This window comes from Streptomyces sp. NPDC087440 (assembly GCF_044744005.1).
Lineage (GTDB): Bacteria > Actinomycetota > Actinomycetes > Streptomycetales > Streptomycetaceae > Streptomyces.
Map to the genome: position 1 here is coordinate 169,487 of NZ_JBIUXN010000016.1, position 15,793 is coordinate 185,279.

Sequence of the window (15,793 nt, forward strand, 5' to 3'; positions counted from 1 at the left end):
CCCGTGCAGCGAGCCCCGACCATCGTCCGTTTCGCTGTCACGACAACCATGCCTTCAAGCCCCAGTTGGTACATCCCTCTCACGGTCGAACGGAAGGCCCAACATCCGAATAGCGTTACCCCGAAGCAGCTTGTAGGCGACGTCCTCTGGCAGATGCCCAACATGGTCCTCGGCCACCGCCTTCGTGTGCGGCCACGTCGAGTCCACATGCGGGTAGTCGGTCTCGAAGGTCGCGTTGTTCACGCCCACCTTCTCGATCGCGTCGACGCCGTGCTTGTCGCGGAAGAAGCAGCAGAAGATCTGCCGGTAGTAGTACGTGGAGGGCGGCTCGGGGATCAGGTCCTTCACCCCGCCCCAGGCCCGGTGCTCCTCCCACACGTCGTCGGCGCGCTCCAACGCGTACGGGATCCAGCCCATCTGCCCCTCGCTGTAGGCCAGTTTGAGCTGCGGGAACTTCACCAGGACCCCGGAGAAGAGGAAGTCCATCATCGACGCCATCGCGTTGTTGAAGGACAGCGACGCCTGGACAGCCGGCGGGGCGTCCGGCGAAGCGGCAGGCATCTGTGACGACGAGCCGATGTGCATGTTCACGACCGTCCCCGTCTCCTCGCACGCGGCGAAGAACGGGTCCCAGTAGCCGGAGTGGATCGACGGCAGCCCCAGGTACGTCGGAATCTCGCTGAAGGTCACCGCGCGAACGCCACGAGCGGCGTTGCGCTTGATCTCGGCGACGGCGAGGTCGATGTCCCAGAGGGGAATCAGGCACAGCGGGATCAGCCGGCCGCCGCTGTCGCCGCACCACTCCTCGACCATCCAGTCGTTGTACGCCCGCACGCAGGCGAGCCCGACCTCCTTGTCCTTCGCCTCGGCGAAGGTCTGGCCGCAGAACCGCGGGAAGGTGGGGAAGCACAGCGAGGCCTCGACGTGGTTCATGTCCATGTCCGCCAGGCGCGCCTTCGGGTCCCAGCAGCCGCGCCGCATCTGCTCCCGCGTGATGCCGTCGAGCGTCATCTCGTCCCGGGAGAACCCGACGGCCGCGATGATGCGCTTGTACGGGAAGAAGAGCCCCTCGTACTCCCACCAGTCGGTGGTCTGACCGTTCGGGTCGGTGTGGAACCGGTACTTCCCGCCGACGTACTCCAGCTCACCGATCCCCGCTGTGAACGGCTTCGGGCCCCGGTCCCGGTACTTCTTCGGCAACCACGTGTCGAAGAGGTGCGCGGGCTCGATCACGTGGTCGTCCACGCTGATGACCTTCGGGATCTCCCTCGTGCCGCTCTCGTTTCCAACCACGCTGTACCCCCAGTTGCTCGCCGTTCAACCGGCTCGAATCTGACGACCCATCAGTTGGAGGTTAGGTGCTCGACCCTCAAGCGACAAGGAGGAACAGGGAAGTTGACCCCTTGCGCAATCCCGTGCGAGCCGTTGAACTGACGCACCATCAGATTCTTTGCGGGTGAGGAGTACGAGGTGGAGACGATCTGGCTCGGCGGCGCCGAGTGGATGGCGGTCCTGCGCATCGGCCTGGGCCTGTGGTGGCTGGAGAGCTGGCGACACAAGGACAAGAAGACCTGGTTCGCCGGCGGCGGCATCGCGTGGGCCGAGGGCATCGCGGCCGACCACCGCTGGCCGTTCGTCCGGCACGGTTTCGACCGGATCGTGAAGCCGCGGCCTCGCCTGATGGCCTACCTCGTCGCGTACGCGGAACTCGCCCTCGGCCTCGGCCTGATCGCCGGCTTCCTCACGCCGATCGCGCTCGTCTGCGGCCTGATCCTCAACCTGATTTACCTGGTGCTGATGATTCACGACTGGGGCGAGCAGGGGCAGAACCTGATGATGGCACTGATCTCGGTTGTGGGCCTCTTCGCCATGTGCTGGCAGAGCTGGTCGCTCGACCAAGCGCTCGGACTCTTCCCATAACCAACCAGGCAGCTGTCCCGCCTGCACCACTGACCAGTACGGACACACCTCGGACATGTCCCGGACGGGATTTGACGCAGCCATCCCGAAGTCCAGAGCGCAAGGTTGGGCCGTCCGCTTCGGCGGGAAGCCCGGCTAACGGGTCTCCCGTTCCGCTCGCATGTCGACAGAGGGAGTTCACCCATGAGGATGCGATTGGCCGCCGCTGCGGCCTTTCTGGGCGCCACAAGCGCCCTTGTAGCACCAGCGGTGGCGACGGCCGCCCCGTCGTCCATCTCTTCGTCCTGGTACGACACAGGAGAGACGTACAACAAGAAGGCCGCCTGCGAGCGTAGCGGCCAGTGGTACGTGGACAGTCACACCAACGTCATCCGCTATCGCTGTGACTGGACTTCGACCCGGGTGTTCCACCTGTACGTGCTGCTCCGCTGACCCAGCCGCAGACAGCAACGGATATGAGGGCAGGCTCGATTCGGACGGCGAACGAGCCTGCCTGCGTTGTCAGCATCGACCGGGATGAGCCTGGTGTGACGAGACGCTGGAACAGTCGGGGGTGTCACAGCCGTCACAGCGTCACGTCTTTACGCTGGCCCCAGCGCCTGCTCCACCTGTTTCAGCGTTCACCCACACCGATCCAACCCTCCCCCATACGATCACCCAGTCATTTTTGGGAGTGGGCGATACCTGGGGGACGGGTTGGATACCGGCGAGCAGCTCATCACGATTGCCGCAGTGCTACTCGGCGCGCTCACCACGCACGTGACGACATACATGATGGAGCGGACCCGCAACAAGCATGCCCTGCTGACCCGTTGGGACGATTCCAAGCTCAACGCCTACGAGGCCTACGTAGACTCGGTCCGGGCCTGCATCTACCTGGCGGTCGAGCTCTACGAGGACACCACCCAGATACGCTCCAGCCCGAAGTCCCGGGCCGAGCTCAGCCTGGAGCTGATCGAGGCCGTACGGCTCCGGGGGCGGGCCTTCGAGCGGGTCATGCTCCTCGCTGGCGATGAAGTCGTCGAGGCGGCGCACCAGTTGACGGCAGCGGCGCTGAAGGTCGACTGGCTGGCGCAGGGGAAGACCGAGGGCACGCTGGACGACTGGCGGGACCTGAACCGCGCCGTCTTCAGGGAGATCAACGAGTTCCACGAGGCCGCCCGGGTCGACCTCGGCGTGCAGGGCAGTGTCAAGGGCGAGAAGCACCCGCAGCGGGACCTGCTGCTTCCGCCGGCGCGGCGGAACGAGGACACCAATTCCTGAGCGCTTGCTCTGGCCTGTTCGAGGCTGACGTGTCACCCTGCCCGACGCCCACATCCAACGGGCGCCCCATCACCCTGTCAGGCAAGGAGATGGCCATGAGCGAGCAGAACGACGACCGCGCCCAGGAGGCCGACGGGCTCAACCCCGAAGCCGCCCTCCGGCAGCAGCACTCCGCGCGTGCAGCGAGCGCCGCGGCCAGGGCGACGGCCTTGTTCCACTACGTCGAGCAGCATGCGCCGAGCGCAACGGGCGAGGGCGGGATGACCAGGGAGCAGATCGTCTGGAAGGCCAGCAACGCGGCCCAGGTGTCCGCGAAGGCCCTCGCGGTGCTCGCCGAGTCCGCTCCGGATCCAGCCGCAGATTCCCGCTGCGCGAGGAACTCAGCTGCTTCAGCCGCTCAGGCCGCACAAGCGGGCCAGCTCTGTGATGGCACCAGCGAGGCCTCAGCCGAAGCCTGCCGGGCTGCCATCAAGGCCTCGCAGTCTGCGGGGGCGGCCGCGACAGCAGTGGCACGCGGTGAAGACGAAGCGCTGAACGCGACGGCAGATGCCGACGAGGCTGCGGCCGTGGCTTCCGCTGTCGCGGCGGGCTGGGTGAAGCCGGGACAACAGCTCCCCGAGGTGACGACGGGCGTGCGGAGCGCCGACCTCATGGCCATGATGCATCTCTGAGGTGCGGGCGGACCCTGGCGGTCAGGTCGAAGTCGGCGAGTGCAGAGCGTGGGAGAGGCTGGGAGAAGAATGGGAGAAGATCTTGCTCCCAGTCCCCGGCAGGACCATGCGAAACCAACGCACACCAAGTCCCTGACCTGCCCGTACGGGGTAGCCGCAGGTCCGGGAGCCGCTCTGACTTTATTCGGGACGAAGAGGTCGTGGGTTCAAATCCCGCCACCCCGACAGCCAAAACATCAGGCGAGCCGAGTGGAACTATTCCACTCGGCTCACCTGTTTTTGTGTGCGTGACTATCTGCGTGTGGGGGGCGGCGCGGGATGCTGGGGGTATGGGGTTCGCCGTGTTGCTTACGTTGCCGGGGCTCGTCATCGCGTTGACCGTGGTGGCGTTCGTGGATCAGATGCTGCTCAGGATGGGGCGGGCCGGGGTGCTGCCCTGGCGGGGGAAGGGGGCTGCCGGGCAGGTGTCGGCGACCGGGTTCGAGCAGTTGCACGCCAGCTTTTCGCCGGGGAAGGCGAACGAGCTGAAGGAGCGGCAGAGTTCGCTCGTCATGCGGGACGACGAGGACGACGGCGCGCCGCCGCATCGTGCGACGAGTGTGGATCTGCGGGGTGGGACGGCTGTCGTGCGGCTGCCACCGGCCGAGCGGGAGAAGTAGCGGGCGAAGTAGGCGTCAGTAGCGTTCCACCAGGTGTTCGCGGCCGGCCGGGGGTTCGTAGGGTTCGGGCCAGAATTCGGTGATCTCGGTGATCAGGCCCGAGGCGGGGTCGGTGGTGAAGAAGGTCTGGGCGTGCAGTTCCGTCAGGCCCATCGTGGTGTGGGTCCAGGTGGCTGCCTGGGGGGACTCGACGATCGTGCGCAGGACGCGGGTCTGCCAGGTGCCCGGGTAGTCGCGGTTGAAGCGGGAGTAGGCCTGCTTGCCTCGGATGCGTTCGCGGGTCTGGGGGAGGTCGTAGACGACGTCGTCCGCGAGGGTCGTGTCGAAGAGGTCCCAGTCGCCGGTGTTCACCGCCTTCCAGTACGTGTCGATGAGGGTGGCCAGGGTGGGCGTGGTCTGTGGGTCGGGCGTCATGGGAAGAGTGTGGGGGGCGGGTCTGACAAATGAGGGGGACGGATTCCGTTTGGGGGGCGTGGGGGTGAGGGGCGGTCCTGTTTGATGGGGGGATGACCAGTGGTGAGAGCAGTGTGGGTAAGGGCGGACAGACCGACGTACCGCTGTGGGAGCAGCGGTTCCGGGCGCCTCGGGTGTCGTTGCCCGAGTGGGCCGAGGAGGCGCCCGAGCGGGCGTTGTTCGTGTCGAACGCGACGGGGACGTACGAGTTGTACGCCTGGGACCGCAGCAGTGGTGAGCAGCGGCAGGTCACCGACCGGGCGAACGGGACCACGGACGGGGTGCTGACGCCGGACGGGGAGTCCGTGTGGTGGTTCAGCGACACCGACGGGGACGAGTTCGGGGTCTGGATGCGGCAGCCGTTCGGGGGTGGGGCGGATGTCGTGGCCGTGGAGGGGCTGGAGGCCTCGTATCCGGCCGGGCTGGCGCTCGGGGTCGACGGGACCGTCGTGGTGGGGCGGTCGACCGACGAGGACGGGTCGACCGTGCATGTGGTCAGGGGCGGGACGGGTGAGCCCGTGGAGATCTACCGGCACCGGGAGTCCGCCGGGGTCGGGGATCTCAGTCATGACTCCACGCTGCTCGCCATCGAGCACACCGAGCACGGGGATGCCATGCATTCGTCATTGCGGGTGGTGCGGGTGAGTGACGGGGGTGTGGTCGGGGAGCTGGACGACACGAAGGGCGGGACGGAGGAGCTCGGGCTCGCCGTGCTCGGGTTCTCGCCGGTGGACGGGGACAGCCGTTTGTTGGTCGGGCATCAGCGGCGGGGGCGTTGGGAGCCCATGATCTGGGACCCCGTGACCGGCGCCGAGACCGAGCTGAACATCGATCTGCCGGGCGATGTCAGTGCGGACTGGTATCCAGATGGGACGGCTCTGGTGGTCGGGCACAGCTTCGAGGCGCGGGGGGAGTTGTGGCGGTACGAGTTCTCCGGCAGCGGGCTCGTGCGGGTCGAGACGCCGGTCGGGTCGGTGAGCGGGGCGACCGCGCGGCCTGACGGGTCGGTGGAGTACATGTGGTCGTCGGCCGCCGAGCCGCCGGTGGTGCGGTCGACGGCGGGCGGGGTCGTGCTGGATCCGCCGGGGGCGAAGGCGCCTCGGTCGGTGCCGGTCGAGACCGTGTGGGTGGACGGGCCCGGTGGGCGTGTGCATGCGCTGGTGCAGCGGCCGGAGGGGGTCGGGGACGGTCCGTACCCGACCGTCTTCGAAGTGCACGGGGGGCCGACCTGGCACGACAGCGACGCGTTCGCGTCCGGGCCCGCGGCGTGGGTGGATCACGGGTTCGCCGTTGTACGGGTGAACTACCGGGGGTCGACGGGGTACGGGCGTGCCTGGACGGACGCGCTCAAGCACCGGGTCGGGCTGATCGAGCTGGAGGACATCGGGGCCGTCCGGGAGTGGGCCGTCAGCAGCGGGCTCGCGGACCCGGAGCGGATCGTGCTGTCCGGGGGGTCGTGGGGCGGGTTCCTCACGCTGCTCGGGCTCGGGACGCAGCCCGAGGCGTGGGCGCTGGGGCTCGCGGCGGTGCCGGTCGCCGACTACGTGACGGCGTACGAGGACGAGATGGAGGCCCTCAAGGCGCTGGACCGGACGCTGTTCGGGGGGACGCCGGAGGAGGTGCCGGAGAGGTTCGCGGCGTCGTCGCCGATCACGTATGTGGATGAGGTGCGGGTGCCCGTTTACATCTCGGCGGGGATGAACGATCCGCGGTGTCCGATTCAGCAGATCGACAATTATGTGGATCGGCTGGGGGCGCGGGGGGCGGTGCACGAGGTGTATCGGTATGAGGCGGGGCATGGGTCGTTGGTGGTGGAGGAGAGGATCAAGCAGGTGAGGTTGGAGATTGATTTTGTGAAGCGGTACCTCGGCTGAGGCTCGGTGGTTTCGGGGGGGGCCTGGGGGGCGGGGGCCTCGTGCCCCGGGCCGGGACGGGGGCGGGGGCCTTCGGGGGCGGCCGGGGGCGAGAGGGCCGGGAGTGGGGTGGGCCCGTGTCGGGCGGGCCGCCCCCTTGCCCGCCCGTTCCGCCCCCGGGGGGCGGGGGGGCGACAGGGCGGGACCCAAGAGGGCGGGGCCGAGGGGGCGGGACCCAAGAGGACGGAGCCCAGGGGGCGGGGGGCAACGGAGCGGGGTCCAAGACGGTGGGGGGCGAGGGGGTGGGGAGGAGGGGTGGGAGGGGGGAACGTACCTTGGGGGTGTGTACCGGTTTTTGCTGACCCCGCGGTGGTGGGGGATCAACCTGTTCGTCGTGCTGGCCATTCCCTTCTGCATCTTCATGGGGTCCTGGCAGCTCGGCCGCTTCGAGGACCGGGTCGACTCGCACCGCAGCGCCGAGTCCGCCCCCGATCCCGCCCGGCAGGCTGCCGTACCGCTGGCGGAGTTGTTGCCGGTGACGACCGAGACGTCCGGCAAGCAGGCCGAGGCCACGGGGACGTACGGGGAGCAGTTCCTGGTGCCCGGGCGGCGGTTGGACGACCGGGACGGGTACTACGTCCTGGGGATGTTGAAGACGGGCGGCAAGCGAGCGCTTCCCGTCGTACGGGGGTGGGTCGCCGGGGACGCGAAGGGGGCCACGCCGCCGCCCGCGCCGCAGGGGCGGGTCACCGTCGTCGGGGCGCTCCAGGCGTCCGAGAACGCGCAGACGGACGGCGTCAACGCGACGGGCGGTCTGCCGCAGGGACAGGTCGGAATGATCAGTTCCGCGACGCTCGTGAACCTGGTGCCGTACGACGTGTACGACGCGTGGGTCACCCAGAGCTCCGGGCAGACCGGCGGGATGAAGGCCGTGCCCGCCGTCGCGCCGCAGGGCAGCGGGCTGGATCTGAAGGCGTTCCAGAACCTCGGGTACACGGGTGAGTGGTTCGTGTTCGCCGGGTTCGTGCTGTTCATGTGGTTCCGGCTGGTGCGGCGGGAGGTCGAGGCCGCCCGCGACCTCGCGCTCGGGATTCCCACGGAGGGGCCCGCAGAGGGGCCGCCCGCTGAGGGTCCCGCTGAGGACGCAGCCGGTCCAGCCGGTCCAGCCGATCCAGCCGGTCAGGGAGCGTCCAGTACGCCTGTCCGGTAGATCGTTCCCGCGCACGCGTTGGGGATGGTCGTCGCGGCGCTCGGTGCGCCCTCCTCCGGCGTGTGCGTCACCGCCACCTTGCCGTCCGCCGGGTCGCCGTCGCCGGTGAGCAACTGGGTCGTGGTGCCGGTCGACTTCGCTTCGTCCGGGCTCGTCTCGGGGACCTTGCCGCCGGGTTCGCCGCCCGGAGTGCCGCCGTCCGTGCCGCCCGCGCCCGGGTTCTCGCCCGTGGGGGTCGGCTTCGGGGTGGCCCCGCCGGTACTGGGACAGGTGTCCTGCGGGACCCAGGCGAACTGCACCTCGTACACCGCTTCCGGCGGCAGCACCAGGCTGCGCGCCTCCTTCGCCGGGTCGGGCAGGCCCACCGCCGGGTCGCCCTGCTTGTGCTCGACGACCTTGATGCGCTTCTGGTCGGCGGCGCCCATCGCCTGGAAGTTCATCCGGCCCTCGCCCGGAACGGCACACTCCGCGCCGGACTTGTTGGCGATGCGGAACGCCCCGTAGACCTTGCCGGTCGCGTCCGGGGCGCCCGTGGTGGCCTTGATGACCTCCAGCTGGTTGCCGTCGCAGGCGGGCTTCTCCGGCTCGTCGGTGCTCTGTTCGTACGCGTCCGGGCGGTGCGCGTCGGCCCCGTCGGTGTCGCCCTGACCGGTGTCGGGAACGCCCGGGACGGGGGCCTGCGTCTTGCCGTCGGGACCCTTGCCCGTGGTCTTGCCCGGCGTCCTGTCCTGCGGGTCGGCCGGGCCCTGGCCGGTGCCGTCGCTGCCCGTGCCGGTCGTGCCGTCGTCGGAGCCGTCGGCGCTCTGGGAGTGGCCCGCGTTGGCGGAGTGCGCGGTGGTGGTGCTGCCGGAGCGGGAGACGTGCAGGAAGGCGGGGATCGCGGTGCCTATCAGCAGCGCCGCGGCCGCCGCCCCGACCACCGCCTGCCGTCTGCGGGTACGCCGCTGCGGCACCGCGCGGCGCAGGTGGTCGAGCGCGCCGTCGGAGGGCTCCAGGTCCTGTACGGCGCCCTGCATGAGGCGCCGGACGGCCAGCTCGTCGGGGCTGAGGGCGGCGGTGGCCGCGTGCGGACCGGTGGCCGGACGCCGACCGCCGGGGACTGCCCGCGGGCCGGGGGCCGCCTGTCGGCCGGGGGCCGCGAAGGGGTGGGTGGTACCGGGGCGCGAGGACCCCGGGGAGGCCTGGGCGGCGGCGCGGGGACCGGGGAAGGCCCCACCGCCGCCGGGGAAGGCGCCGTTGCCGGTCGCGCCGGGGAACGTATCGCTGCCGGTCGCGCCCGGGAACGTATCGCTGACGCCCCCGCCCGGGAACGTATCCCTGACGCCCGCGCCCGGGAACGTATCGCTGCCGTCCGCGGCCCGTGCGCCGTCCGTGCCCCAGGACGGGCCCCGGTCTTCGGAGGGGGTCGCCGGGGTGTCCCGCCCGTGGCGCTCCTCGCGCCCGTCGCGCCCGTCGTTCACAGCCTTGTTCTTTCCAGTCCGGTCGATGCGCGGCCCGTCCGGCCCGTACCTCTCGTGGTCGCTTCCGCTCATGCGGTCGCCTCCATCGCGACGCGCAGCGCCGCGATCCCGCGTGAACCGTACGCCTTCACCGAGCCCAGCGATATTCCGAGCACCTCGGCGACCTGCGCCTCCGTCATGTCCGCGAAGTAGCGCAGGCTCAGCACCTCGCGCTGGCGGCGCTGGAGGCCGCGCATCGCCTTGATCAGCGCGTCCCGCTCCAGGCTGACGTACGCCCCCTCCTCGGCGCTCGCCATGTCCGGCATCGGCTTGGAGAGGAGCTTGAGGCCGAGGATGCGGCGGCGCAGGGCCGAGCGGGAGAGGTTGACGACGGTCTGGCGGAGGTACGCCAGGGTCTTCTCCGGCTCGCGGACCCGGCCGCGCGCCGAGTGGACCCGGATGAACGCCTCCTGGACCACGTCCTCGCAGGAGGCGACGTCGTCCAGCAGCAGCGCGGCGAGGCCCAGCAGCGAGCGGTAGTGCGCGCGGTAGGTCTCGGTGAGGTGGTCGACGGTGGTGCCCTCGGCGGCGGCGTGCGCGGCGGCGTGCGCGCCCGCGGCGGTCGGTGTGCCCTCGGCCGTCTCCCCGGCGAGGGTCCTCTCCTCAGCGGCCACGAGCACGGGCCCCGAGCGCGTCGCGGACCGGGCCCCGGCGGACTCCGCCCGGGACTCCGGGGCGGGTTCCGGGGCAGGTCTGGCGGCGGGCGGCGCCACCATCGGCGTGACCGACGAGAGCGTCTGCTGCACCGGCAGGCGCACCGGACGCGCCGCGGGCATGGGGGCGATCACCGGCATGCCGCCGGGCATGCGGGACGTGCGCCGCGGGCGCACTGACGCGCCGCGCAGCGAGACCGCCGTGATGTCGAGAACCTCTGCTGCCACGCCTGTTGGACACACTTCTCCCCATCAGGGTTGTACACACGGGACGCCGCTTTTGACGGCGTGCTCGGCACGTGCGCCGCGCCTCGCACCCAGCGCGCCGCTTCGACGTGTCCCATGCGTAACCGCCCCTCCCCTTTGCCCCGATTTTTCCGCGGCGTCGTCCGAGGGCGTCGACAGAGACGCCAGGCGCCCAACTGCCGGTTCCCACAAGGCCGTAGGCAATTCCCCCGGATTCCCCCGAAACCCCTGGCCTCCCCCGGACTCCGCGAACGTCCCGGGCCTTCCCGTTCTCCCGCGCTCCGCGCACGATTCCCCGCACGATTTCCCGTACGGCCCCCCGTACGACGGGAAGTCGGCACGACAGCGCCCTGCCGACAGTCCATCCTCTGTGGTCCGGACCTGTTACACATGCACAGGGCTTTCACAGATCCTACAAAGAATTCCGGTCAGTTCGGAGCGAGTTCAGAAGCGACCAATTCGGCGATCTGCACCGTATTCAGGGCAGACCCCTTGCGCAGATTGTCGCCGCAGACGAAGAGTTCGAGGGCCTGCGGGTCGTCCATCGAGCGGCGCACCCGGCCGACCCAGGTCGGGTCGGTGCCGACCACGTCGGCGGGGGTGGGGAAGTCGCCCTGCGCGGGGTCGTCGAAGAGGACCACGCCGGGGGCGGTGGCGAGGATCTCCTCGGCCCGCTCGACGGTCACCTCGGACTCGAAGCGGGCGTGCACGGACGCGGAGTGCGTGCTGATGACGGGGACCCGGACGCAGGTCGCCGTCACCCGCAGGTCGGGCAGGCCCAGGATCTTGCGGGACTCCTCGCGGATCTTCAGCTCCTCCGAGGACCAGCCGCCGTCCTGCCAGTCCCCCACCCAGGGCACCACGTTCAGCGCCAGCGGCGCCGGGAAGGGCCCGAGGTCGTCGCCGACCGCGCGGCGCACCCCGCCGGGGGTGGTGCCCGCGTCCGGCTCGGCCGCGAGCAACGAGAGCTGGGCGCGCAGGGTGTCGATGCCGCGCTGTCCCGCGCCGCTGGCCGCCTGGTACGAGGAGACCACCAGCTCGGTCAGGCCGAACTCGGCGTGCAGGGCGCCGAGCGCCACGATCATCGAGAGGGTGGTGCAGTTCGGGGTGGCGACGATGCCGCGAGGCCGGACCCGTACACAGTGCGGATTGACCTCGGGCACCACGAGCGGAACGTCCGCTTCCTGACGGAAAGCGGCCGAATTGTCCACCACCACCGCGCCCTTGGCGACGGCGACGGGCGCCCACTGGGCGGCCGCCTCGTCGGGGACGTCGAACAGCGCGACGTCCACGCCCTCCAGAGCTTCCTCGGAGAGTGCGTGGACCTCGGACTCCTCCCCGCGCACGGCCAGCTTGGCGCCGGCCGAGTGCGGGGAGGCCAGGAGTCGGATCTCGCCCCAGACGTCGGCGTGCTGCGACAGGATCTGGAGCATGACCCGGCCGACCGCCCCGGTCGCCCCGACGACCGCGAGCGTCGGCTTCTGCGTCACCTTCCGGTGCCTCCGTAGACCACGGCCTCGTCGGAGTCCGTGTCGAGTCCGAAGGCAGTGTGCACGGCGCGCACGGCCTCGTTGACGTCGTCGGCGCGGGTGACCACCGAGATGCGGATCTCGGAGGTCGAGATCAGCTCGATGTTCACGCCCGCGTCGCTGAGCGCCTCGAAGAAGCCCGCCGTCACGCCCGGGTTCGTCTTCATACCGGCTCCGACCAGGGAGATCTTGCCGATCTGGTCGTCGTAGCGCAGCGAGTCGTAACCGATGATCGCGCGCGCCTTCTCCAGCGCGTCGGTGGCCTTGCGGCCCTCGGTCTTGGGCAGCGTGAAGGAGATGTCGGTCAGCCCGGTCGAGGCGGCGGACACGTTCTGCACGACCATGTCGATGTTGATCTCGGCGTCCGCGATGGCACGGAAGATCGCCGCGGCCTCGCCCGGCTTGTCCGGGACGCCGACGACCGTGATCTTGGCCTCGGAGACGTCGTGGGCGACTCCGGAGATGATGGCCTGCTCCACCTGCTGGTCTCCCTGCGGCTCGTTGCTGACCCAGGTGCCGCGCAGTCCGGAGAAGGACGAGCGGACGTGGATCGGGATGTTGTATCGGCGTGCGTACTCCACGCACCGGTGCAGCAGCACCTTGGAGCCGGACGCGGCCAGCTCCAGCATGTCCTCGAAGGAGATCCACTCGATCTTCTTCGCCTTCTTCACCACACGGGGGTCGGCGGTGAACACGCCGTCCACGTCCGTGTAGATCTCGCAGACCTCGGCGTCGAGGGCGGCGGCCAGCGCGACGGCCGTCGTGTCCGAGCCACCGCGACCGAGGGTCGTGATGTTCTTCCCCTCCTGGCTGACGCCCTGGAACCCGGCGACGATGGCGATGTTGCCCTCGTCGATCGAGGTCCGGATGCGGCCCGGGGTGACGTCGATGATCCGCGCTTTGTTGTGGACCGAGTCGGTGATGACTCCGGCCTGGCTGCCCGTGAAGGACTGGGCCTCGTGGCCCAGGTTTTTGATCGCCATGGCCAGCAGGGCCATGGAGATCCGCTCTCCGGCGGTCAGCAGCATGTCGAATTCGCGCCCGGCAGGGATCGGAGATACCTGCCCGGCGAGGTCGATCAGCTCATCCGTGGTGTCGCCCATCGCGGACACCACGACAACGACCTGATGGCCGTTCTTCTTGGCATCGACGACTCGCTTGGCGACACGCTTGATGCCTTCGGCATCGGCGACGGAGGAGCCTCCGTACTTCTGCACGACAAGGCCCACGTGCGCTCCTCGTTAGTCCATTGCGGCAGTTCATTACTGCGCTCGGGTCAGTTTAACGAGCGGGCCGGTCACGCCGGGTGGGTATCGCATCGTGAGACGTCCCGCTCACGCACTGGTCCCGCCGGTGCCGTCCTGCCTGCTCGAACGGGATGCTGCCCCGGTCCAACCGGGGTACGCGGAAGGTGTCCTGCCTCACACGGGAACCGGGTGGGGGTGTCGGGCGTCACACCGCCGCCATAGGAACTCCACGCGCCACCCACGCCCCGGAGGAACCATGCCCTCTCGCCCGTCGGCCTGCGCGGCCGCCGTCCTGGTCGCCGGTCTCCTGGTCGGCTGCGGTACGGAGTCGGTCGCGACGCCCGAACGTCCCGGCGGGCGGGCCTGCCCCACCGACGAGCTCCGCCCCGACCCGGCGGCCACCGAGAACACCCCCGAGGCGCGCGCCCTGGCCGACGCGCTCGACCCGCCGAAGCGGGGCACCGGCGCGCATGCCGCGTACGACGACACGTACAGCTCGATGGAGGTCGACCGGCCGAGGGGCCGGGTCACGCTGTGCGTCAGCGACCTGGGGCGCGGGCGGGCCTGGGTGGCGGCCGTGCGGAAGGCGCATCCGGATGTCGACACCGGTCGGGTGGACCTGCGGCTGGCGGGCTGGTCGAAGAAGGAGGTCGACGCGGCGGGCGAGCGGGTGCGGAAGCACGCCGCGCAGTACGAGAAGGAGTACGGGTTCCCCGTCAGCACGCTCTCCCTCGACGGGGCGAAGGGCCTCACCGTCGGCACCTCGCGGGAGGGGGCGGCGTCGAGGGAGTTCCGTGAGCGGCTGGTCCGGGAGGCGGGTGCGGTGGCGGTGCGGGTCGAGGTCGCGCACGAGGTCGGCGGCGACCTGGCGCGCCGGCCCGACGCGCCGGCCGCCACCCGTGCCCGCTGACCCCGGCGTCTCCGCGGGGTGGCGCCCCCTCCCGTGCCGGGGCCGCTTGTCCGTGCCCCTTCAGGGGCGCGGGGAACTGCGCGACCAGCCACCCACGCACCCGCACGGAACCGTGCAATTGCCCCGCGGGTTTAGGTGAAGGGGCGGGGCTGGGGACCCCCTTGCCCCGGCGGGGCGGGGCTCCGCGTGGCCGGTGCCGGGAGGGGCCGCCCCCTTGCCCGCCCGTCCCGCCCCCGGGGGGCGGCCCCGCCGCCCAAGGGGGCGGGGCGGCAAGGGGCCGAGCCAAGGGGGCTAGGGGGAAGCGAGGGGCGGAGGGGTCCCCCTTTCCCGTGCGGGGAGGGACTGGGTAGGCGCCGCTCGCACGAGAAGGGACCGCGCAGCCCCCGTGCGGAACGGTGCTACGTCGTCCTGAGGCCCAGCGGACCCGCGATCTCCTCCAGCATCACGCGTCCCGCCTCCTCCTCCAGGTCCTTCTCGCCCAGGTCCTCGTCCGTGTCCAGGCCGTCCAGCTCCTGGAGCGGCTGGTCGAGGCGGACGTGCGCCACCAGGGACTGGAGGGCGCGCAGGCAGGCCGAGGCGGTGGAGCCCCAGTTGGAGAAGTAGGAGAACTGCCACCACCACAGGGCCTCGGAGGTGCGGCCCGCGCGGTAGTGCGCGAGGCCGTGCCGCAGGTCGGTGATGATGTCGGCGAGGTCGTCGGAGATCCGGCAGGCGACGGGCGCCTTGCGCGGCTCGTACGGGTCGAAGACCTCGGAGTAGACGTCGATCGGCTCCAGCATGCGCGCGAAGCGGATGCGCAGGTCGTCGACGTCCGGCTCGGGGCCGAGGTCCGGCTCGTACCGCTCGTCCGGGACGATGTCCTCGTGCGCGCCCAACCGGCCGCCCGCGAGGAGGAGTTGGGAGACCTCCAGGAGCAGGAAGGGCACCGCGCTGTCCGGCTCGTCACCCTTCGCCACTTCCGTGACGGTCAGGATGAAGCTCTCGATCTGATCGGCGATCTGGACGGCGAAGTCGTCCGGTTCGACAAAGTCGTCGCGCGCGACCGAATCAAAAGCTGCGGCAACAAAAGTGGCGTCAGACATCCAGCAATCGTCTCCCCTCGAAGGCACGCCCGAGCGTGACCTCGTCGGCGTACTCAAGGTCTCCCCCTACAGGGAGACCACTGGCCAGCCGGGTGACCTTCAAACCCATCGGCTTGATCATCCGTGCCAGGTACGTGGCCGTGGCCTCGCCCTCCAGGTTCGGGTCCGTCGCGAGGATGAGCTCGGTGACGGAACCGTCGGCGAGGCGGGCGAGCAGTTCCCTGATCCGCAGATCGTCCGGACCGACGCCCTCGATGGGGCTGATCGCGCCGCCCAGCACGTGGTAGCGCCCCCGGAACTCCCGCGTCCGCTCGATCGCGACCACGTCCTTGGGCTCTTCCACGACACAGATGACGGTCTGGTCGCGGCGCGGGTCGCGGCAGATGTTGCACCGCTCCTCCTGCGCCACGTTCCCGCACACCGCGCAGAAGCGGACCTTGTCCTTGACTTCCAGCAGGGCGTGCGCGAGCCGGCGGACGTCCGTCGGCTCGGCCTGGAGGATGTGGAAGGCGATCCGCTGCGCGCTCTTGGGACCGACGCCGGGCAGCCTGCCCAACTCGTCGATGAGGTCCTGGACCACGCCTTCGTACACGGAGTG

At 70.3% G+C, this 15,793-nt stretch carries 16 protein-coding genes; 8 read left to right on the forward strand and 8 right to left on the reverse strand.

Going from position 1 to position 15,793, the window contains the following annotated elements; translation table 11 throughout:
* Positions 1-54 precede the first annotated feature (54 nt).
* On the reverse strand, positions 55-1,293 hold the full coding sequence (locus tag ACIO3O_RS28600; RefSeq protein ID WP_401750695.1) for an amidohydrolase family protein: 1,239 nt from the start codon (positions 1,291-1,293) through the stop codon (positions 55-57).
* A 177-nt stretch (positions 1,294-1,470) separates the two neighbouring features.
* Here ACIO3O_RS28600 and ACIO3O_RS28605 point away from each other — a divergent pair, with 177 nt between their 5' ends.
* The 5 genes from ACIO3O_RS28605 to ACIO3O_RS28625 all read left to right on the forward strand — a co-directional run bounded on the left by ACIO3O_RS28605 (position 1,471) and on the right by ACIO3O_RS28625 (position 4,513).
* Positions 1,471-1,920: a DoxX family membrane protein gene (locus tag ACIO3O_RS28605; protein WP_401750697.1), complete on the forward strand. Its 450-nt coding sequence runs from the start codon at positions 1,471-1,473 to the stop codon at positions 1,918-1,920.
* A gap of 183 nt (positions 1,921-2,103) precedes the next feature.
* Positions 2,104-2,352 carry a hypothetical protein gene (locus ACIO3O_RS28610; protein WP_401750699.1) on the forward strand — a complete coding sequence of 83 codons (249 nt, stop codon included), beginning with the start codon at positions 2,104-2,106 and terminating at the stop codon, positions 2,350-2,352.
* A gap of 327 nt (positions 2,353-2,679) precedes the next feature.
* Positions 2,680-3,183: a hypothetical protein gene (locus ACIO3O_RS28615; RefSeq protein ID WP_401750701.1), complete on the forward strand. Its 504-nt coding sequence runs from the start codon at positions 2,680-2,682 to the stop codon at positions 3,181-3,183.
* A 95-nt stretch (positions 3,184-3,278) separates the two neighbouring features.
* Positions 3,279-3,854: a hypothetical protein gene (locus ACIO3O_RS28620; protein ID WP_401750702.1), complete on the forward strand. Its 576-nt coding sequence runs from the start codon at positions 3,279-3,281 to the stop codon at positions 3,852-3,854.
* A gap of 329 nt (positions 3,855-4,183) precedes the next feature.
* Positions 4,184-4,513, forward strand: coding sequence for a DUF6191 domain-containing protein (locus tag ACIO3O_RS28625; protein WP_401750704.1), 330 nt, complete (start codon positions 4,184-4,186; stop codon positions 4,511-4,513).
* 15 nt (positions 4,514-4,528) lie between these two features.
* Here ACIO3O_RS28625 and ACIO3O_RS28630 read toward each other — a convergent pair whose 3' ends face one another.
* A complete protein-coding gene (locus ACIO3O_RS28630) occupies positions 4,529-4,927 on the reverse strand; it encodes a nuclear transport factor 2 family protein (protein WP_401750706.1) in 399 nt (132 codons plus the stop codon).
* 92 nt (positions 4,928-5,019) lie between these two features.
* On the opposite strand from ACIO3O_RS28630, the gene ACIO3O_RS28635 reads away from it, so the two are divergent.
* Positions 5,020-6,840, forward strand: coding sequence for a prolyl oligopeptidase family serine peptidase (locus tag ACIO3O_RS28635; RefSeq protein ID WP_401750708.1), 1,821 nt, complete (start codon positions 5,020-5,022; stop codon positions 6,838-6,840).
* 322 nt (positions 6,841-7,162) lie between these two features.
* The gene (locus ACIO3O_RS28640) at positions 7,163-8,029 is read left to right on the forward strand and encodes an SURF1 family protein (protein ID WP_401750710.1); all 867 of its coding nucleotides are present in this window, start codon (positions 7,163-7,165) and stop codon (positions 8,027-8,029) included.
* Here ACIO3O_RS28640 and ACIO3O_RS28645 read toward each other — a convergent pair.
* From ACIO3O_RS28645 to ACIO3O_RS28660, 4 genes are all read right to left on the reverse strand, one after another.
* On the reverse strand, positions 7,999-9,561 hold the full coding sequence (locus ACIO3O_RS28645; protein ID WP_401750711.1) for a hypothetical protein: 1,563 nt from the start codon (positions 9,559-9,561) through the stop codon (positions 7,999-8,001). The genes ACIO3O_RS28640 and ACIO3O_RS28645 overlap by 31 nt on opposite strands.
* Positions 9,558-10,334, reverse strand: coding sequence for a SigE family RNA polymerase sigma factor (locus ACIO3O_RS28650; protein WP_401750849.1), 777 nt, complete (start codon positions 10,332-10,334; stop codon positions 9,558-9,560). Before ACIO3O_RS28650 ends, ACIO3O_RS28645 begins: the two co-directional genes overlap by 4 nt.
* A 521-nt stretch (positions 10,335-10,855) precedes the next feature.
* On the reverse strand, positions 10,856-11,917 hold the full coding sequence (locus ACIO3O_RS28655) for an aspartate-semialdehyde dehydrogenase (protein ID WP_401750712.1): 1,062 nt from the start codon (positions 11,915-11,917) through the stop codon (positions 10,856-10,858).
* A complete protein-coding gene (locus tag ACIO3O_RS28660; protein WP_401750714.1) occupies positions 11,914-13,185 on the reverse strand; it encodes an aspartate kinase in 1,272 nt (423 codons plus the stop codon). Before ACIO3O_RS28660 ends, ACIO3O_RS28655 begins: the two co-directional genes overlap by 4 nt.
* Positions 13,186-13,459: 274 nt before the next feature.
* Between ACIO3O_RS28660 and ACIO3O_RS28665 the strand changes: the two genes are divergently transcribed.
* Positions 13,460-14,113: a hypothetical protein gene (locus ACIO3O_RS28665; RefSeq protein ID WP_401750715.1), complete on the forward strand. Its 654-nt coding sequence runs from the start codon at positions 13,460-13,462 to the stop codon at positions 14,111-14,113.
* A gap of 398 nt (positions 14,114-14,511) precedes the next feature.
* On the opposite strand, the gene ACIO3O_RS28670 is transcribed toward ACIO3O_RS28665, so the two are convergent.
* Together ACIO3O_RS28670 and recR are read right to left on the reverse strand one after the other, a co-directional pair.
* Positions 14,512-15,195: a DUF5063 domain-containing protein gene (locus ACIO3O_RS28670; protein ID WP_401750717.1), complete on the reverse strand. Its 684-nt coding sequence runs from the start codon at positions 15,193-15,195 to the stop codon at positions 14,512-14,514.
* Positions 15,188-15,787, reverse strand: coding sequence for a recombination mediator RecR (gene recR / locus ACIO3O_RS28675; protein WP_345220423.1), 600 nt, complete (start codon positions 15,785-15,787; stop codon positions 15,188-15,190). The genes ACIO3O_RS28670 and recR overlap by 8 nt, the downstream gene beginning before the upstream one ends.
* Positions 15,788-15,793: the final 6 nt, after the last annotated feature.

What these genes read in the sequence shown, in the direction of transcription:
- ACIO3O_RS28630 (WP_401750706.1), bottom strand. Translation starts at nt 4,927, where the DNA reads ATGACGCCCGACCCACAGACCACGCCCACCCTGGCCACCCTCATCGAC.
- ACIO3O_RS28620 (WP_401750702.1), top strand. Translation starts at nt 3,279, where the DNA reads ATGAGCGAGCAGAACGACGACCGCGCCCAGGAGGCCGACGGGCTCAAC.
- ACIO3O_RS28670 (WP_401750717.1), bottom strand. Translation starts at nt 15,195, where the DNA reads ATGTCTGACGCCACTTTTGTTGCCGCAGCTTTTGATTCGGTCGCGCGC.
- ACIO3O_RS28665 (WP_401750715.1), top strand. Translation starts at nt 13,460, where the DNA reads ATGCCCTCTCGCCCGTCGGCCTGCGCGGCCGCCGTCCTGGTCGCCGGT.
- ACIO3O_RS28645 (WP_401750711.1), bottom strand. Translation starts at nt 9,561, where the DNA reads ATGAGCGGAAGCGACCACGAGAGGTACGGGCCGGACGGGCCGCGCATC.
- ACIO3O_RS28650 (WP_401750849.1), bottom strand. Translation starts at nt 10,334, where the DNA reads ATGCCCGGCGGCATGCCGGTGATCGCCCCCATGCCCGCGGCGCGTCCG.
- ACIO3O_RS28610 (WP_401750699.1), top strand. Translation starts at nt 2,104, where the DNA reads ATGAGGATGCGATTGGCCGCCGCTGCGGCCTTTCTGGGCGCCACAAGC.
- ACIO3O_RS28635 (WP_401750708.1), top strand. Translation starts at nt 5,020, where the DNA reads ATGACCAGTGGTGAGAGCAGTGTGGGTAAGGGCGGACAGACCGACGTA.
- ACIO3O_RS28625 (WP_401750704.1), top strand. Translation starts at nt 4,184, where the DNA reads ATGGGGTTCGCCGTGTTGCTTACGTTGCCGGGGCTCGTCATCGCGTTG.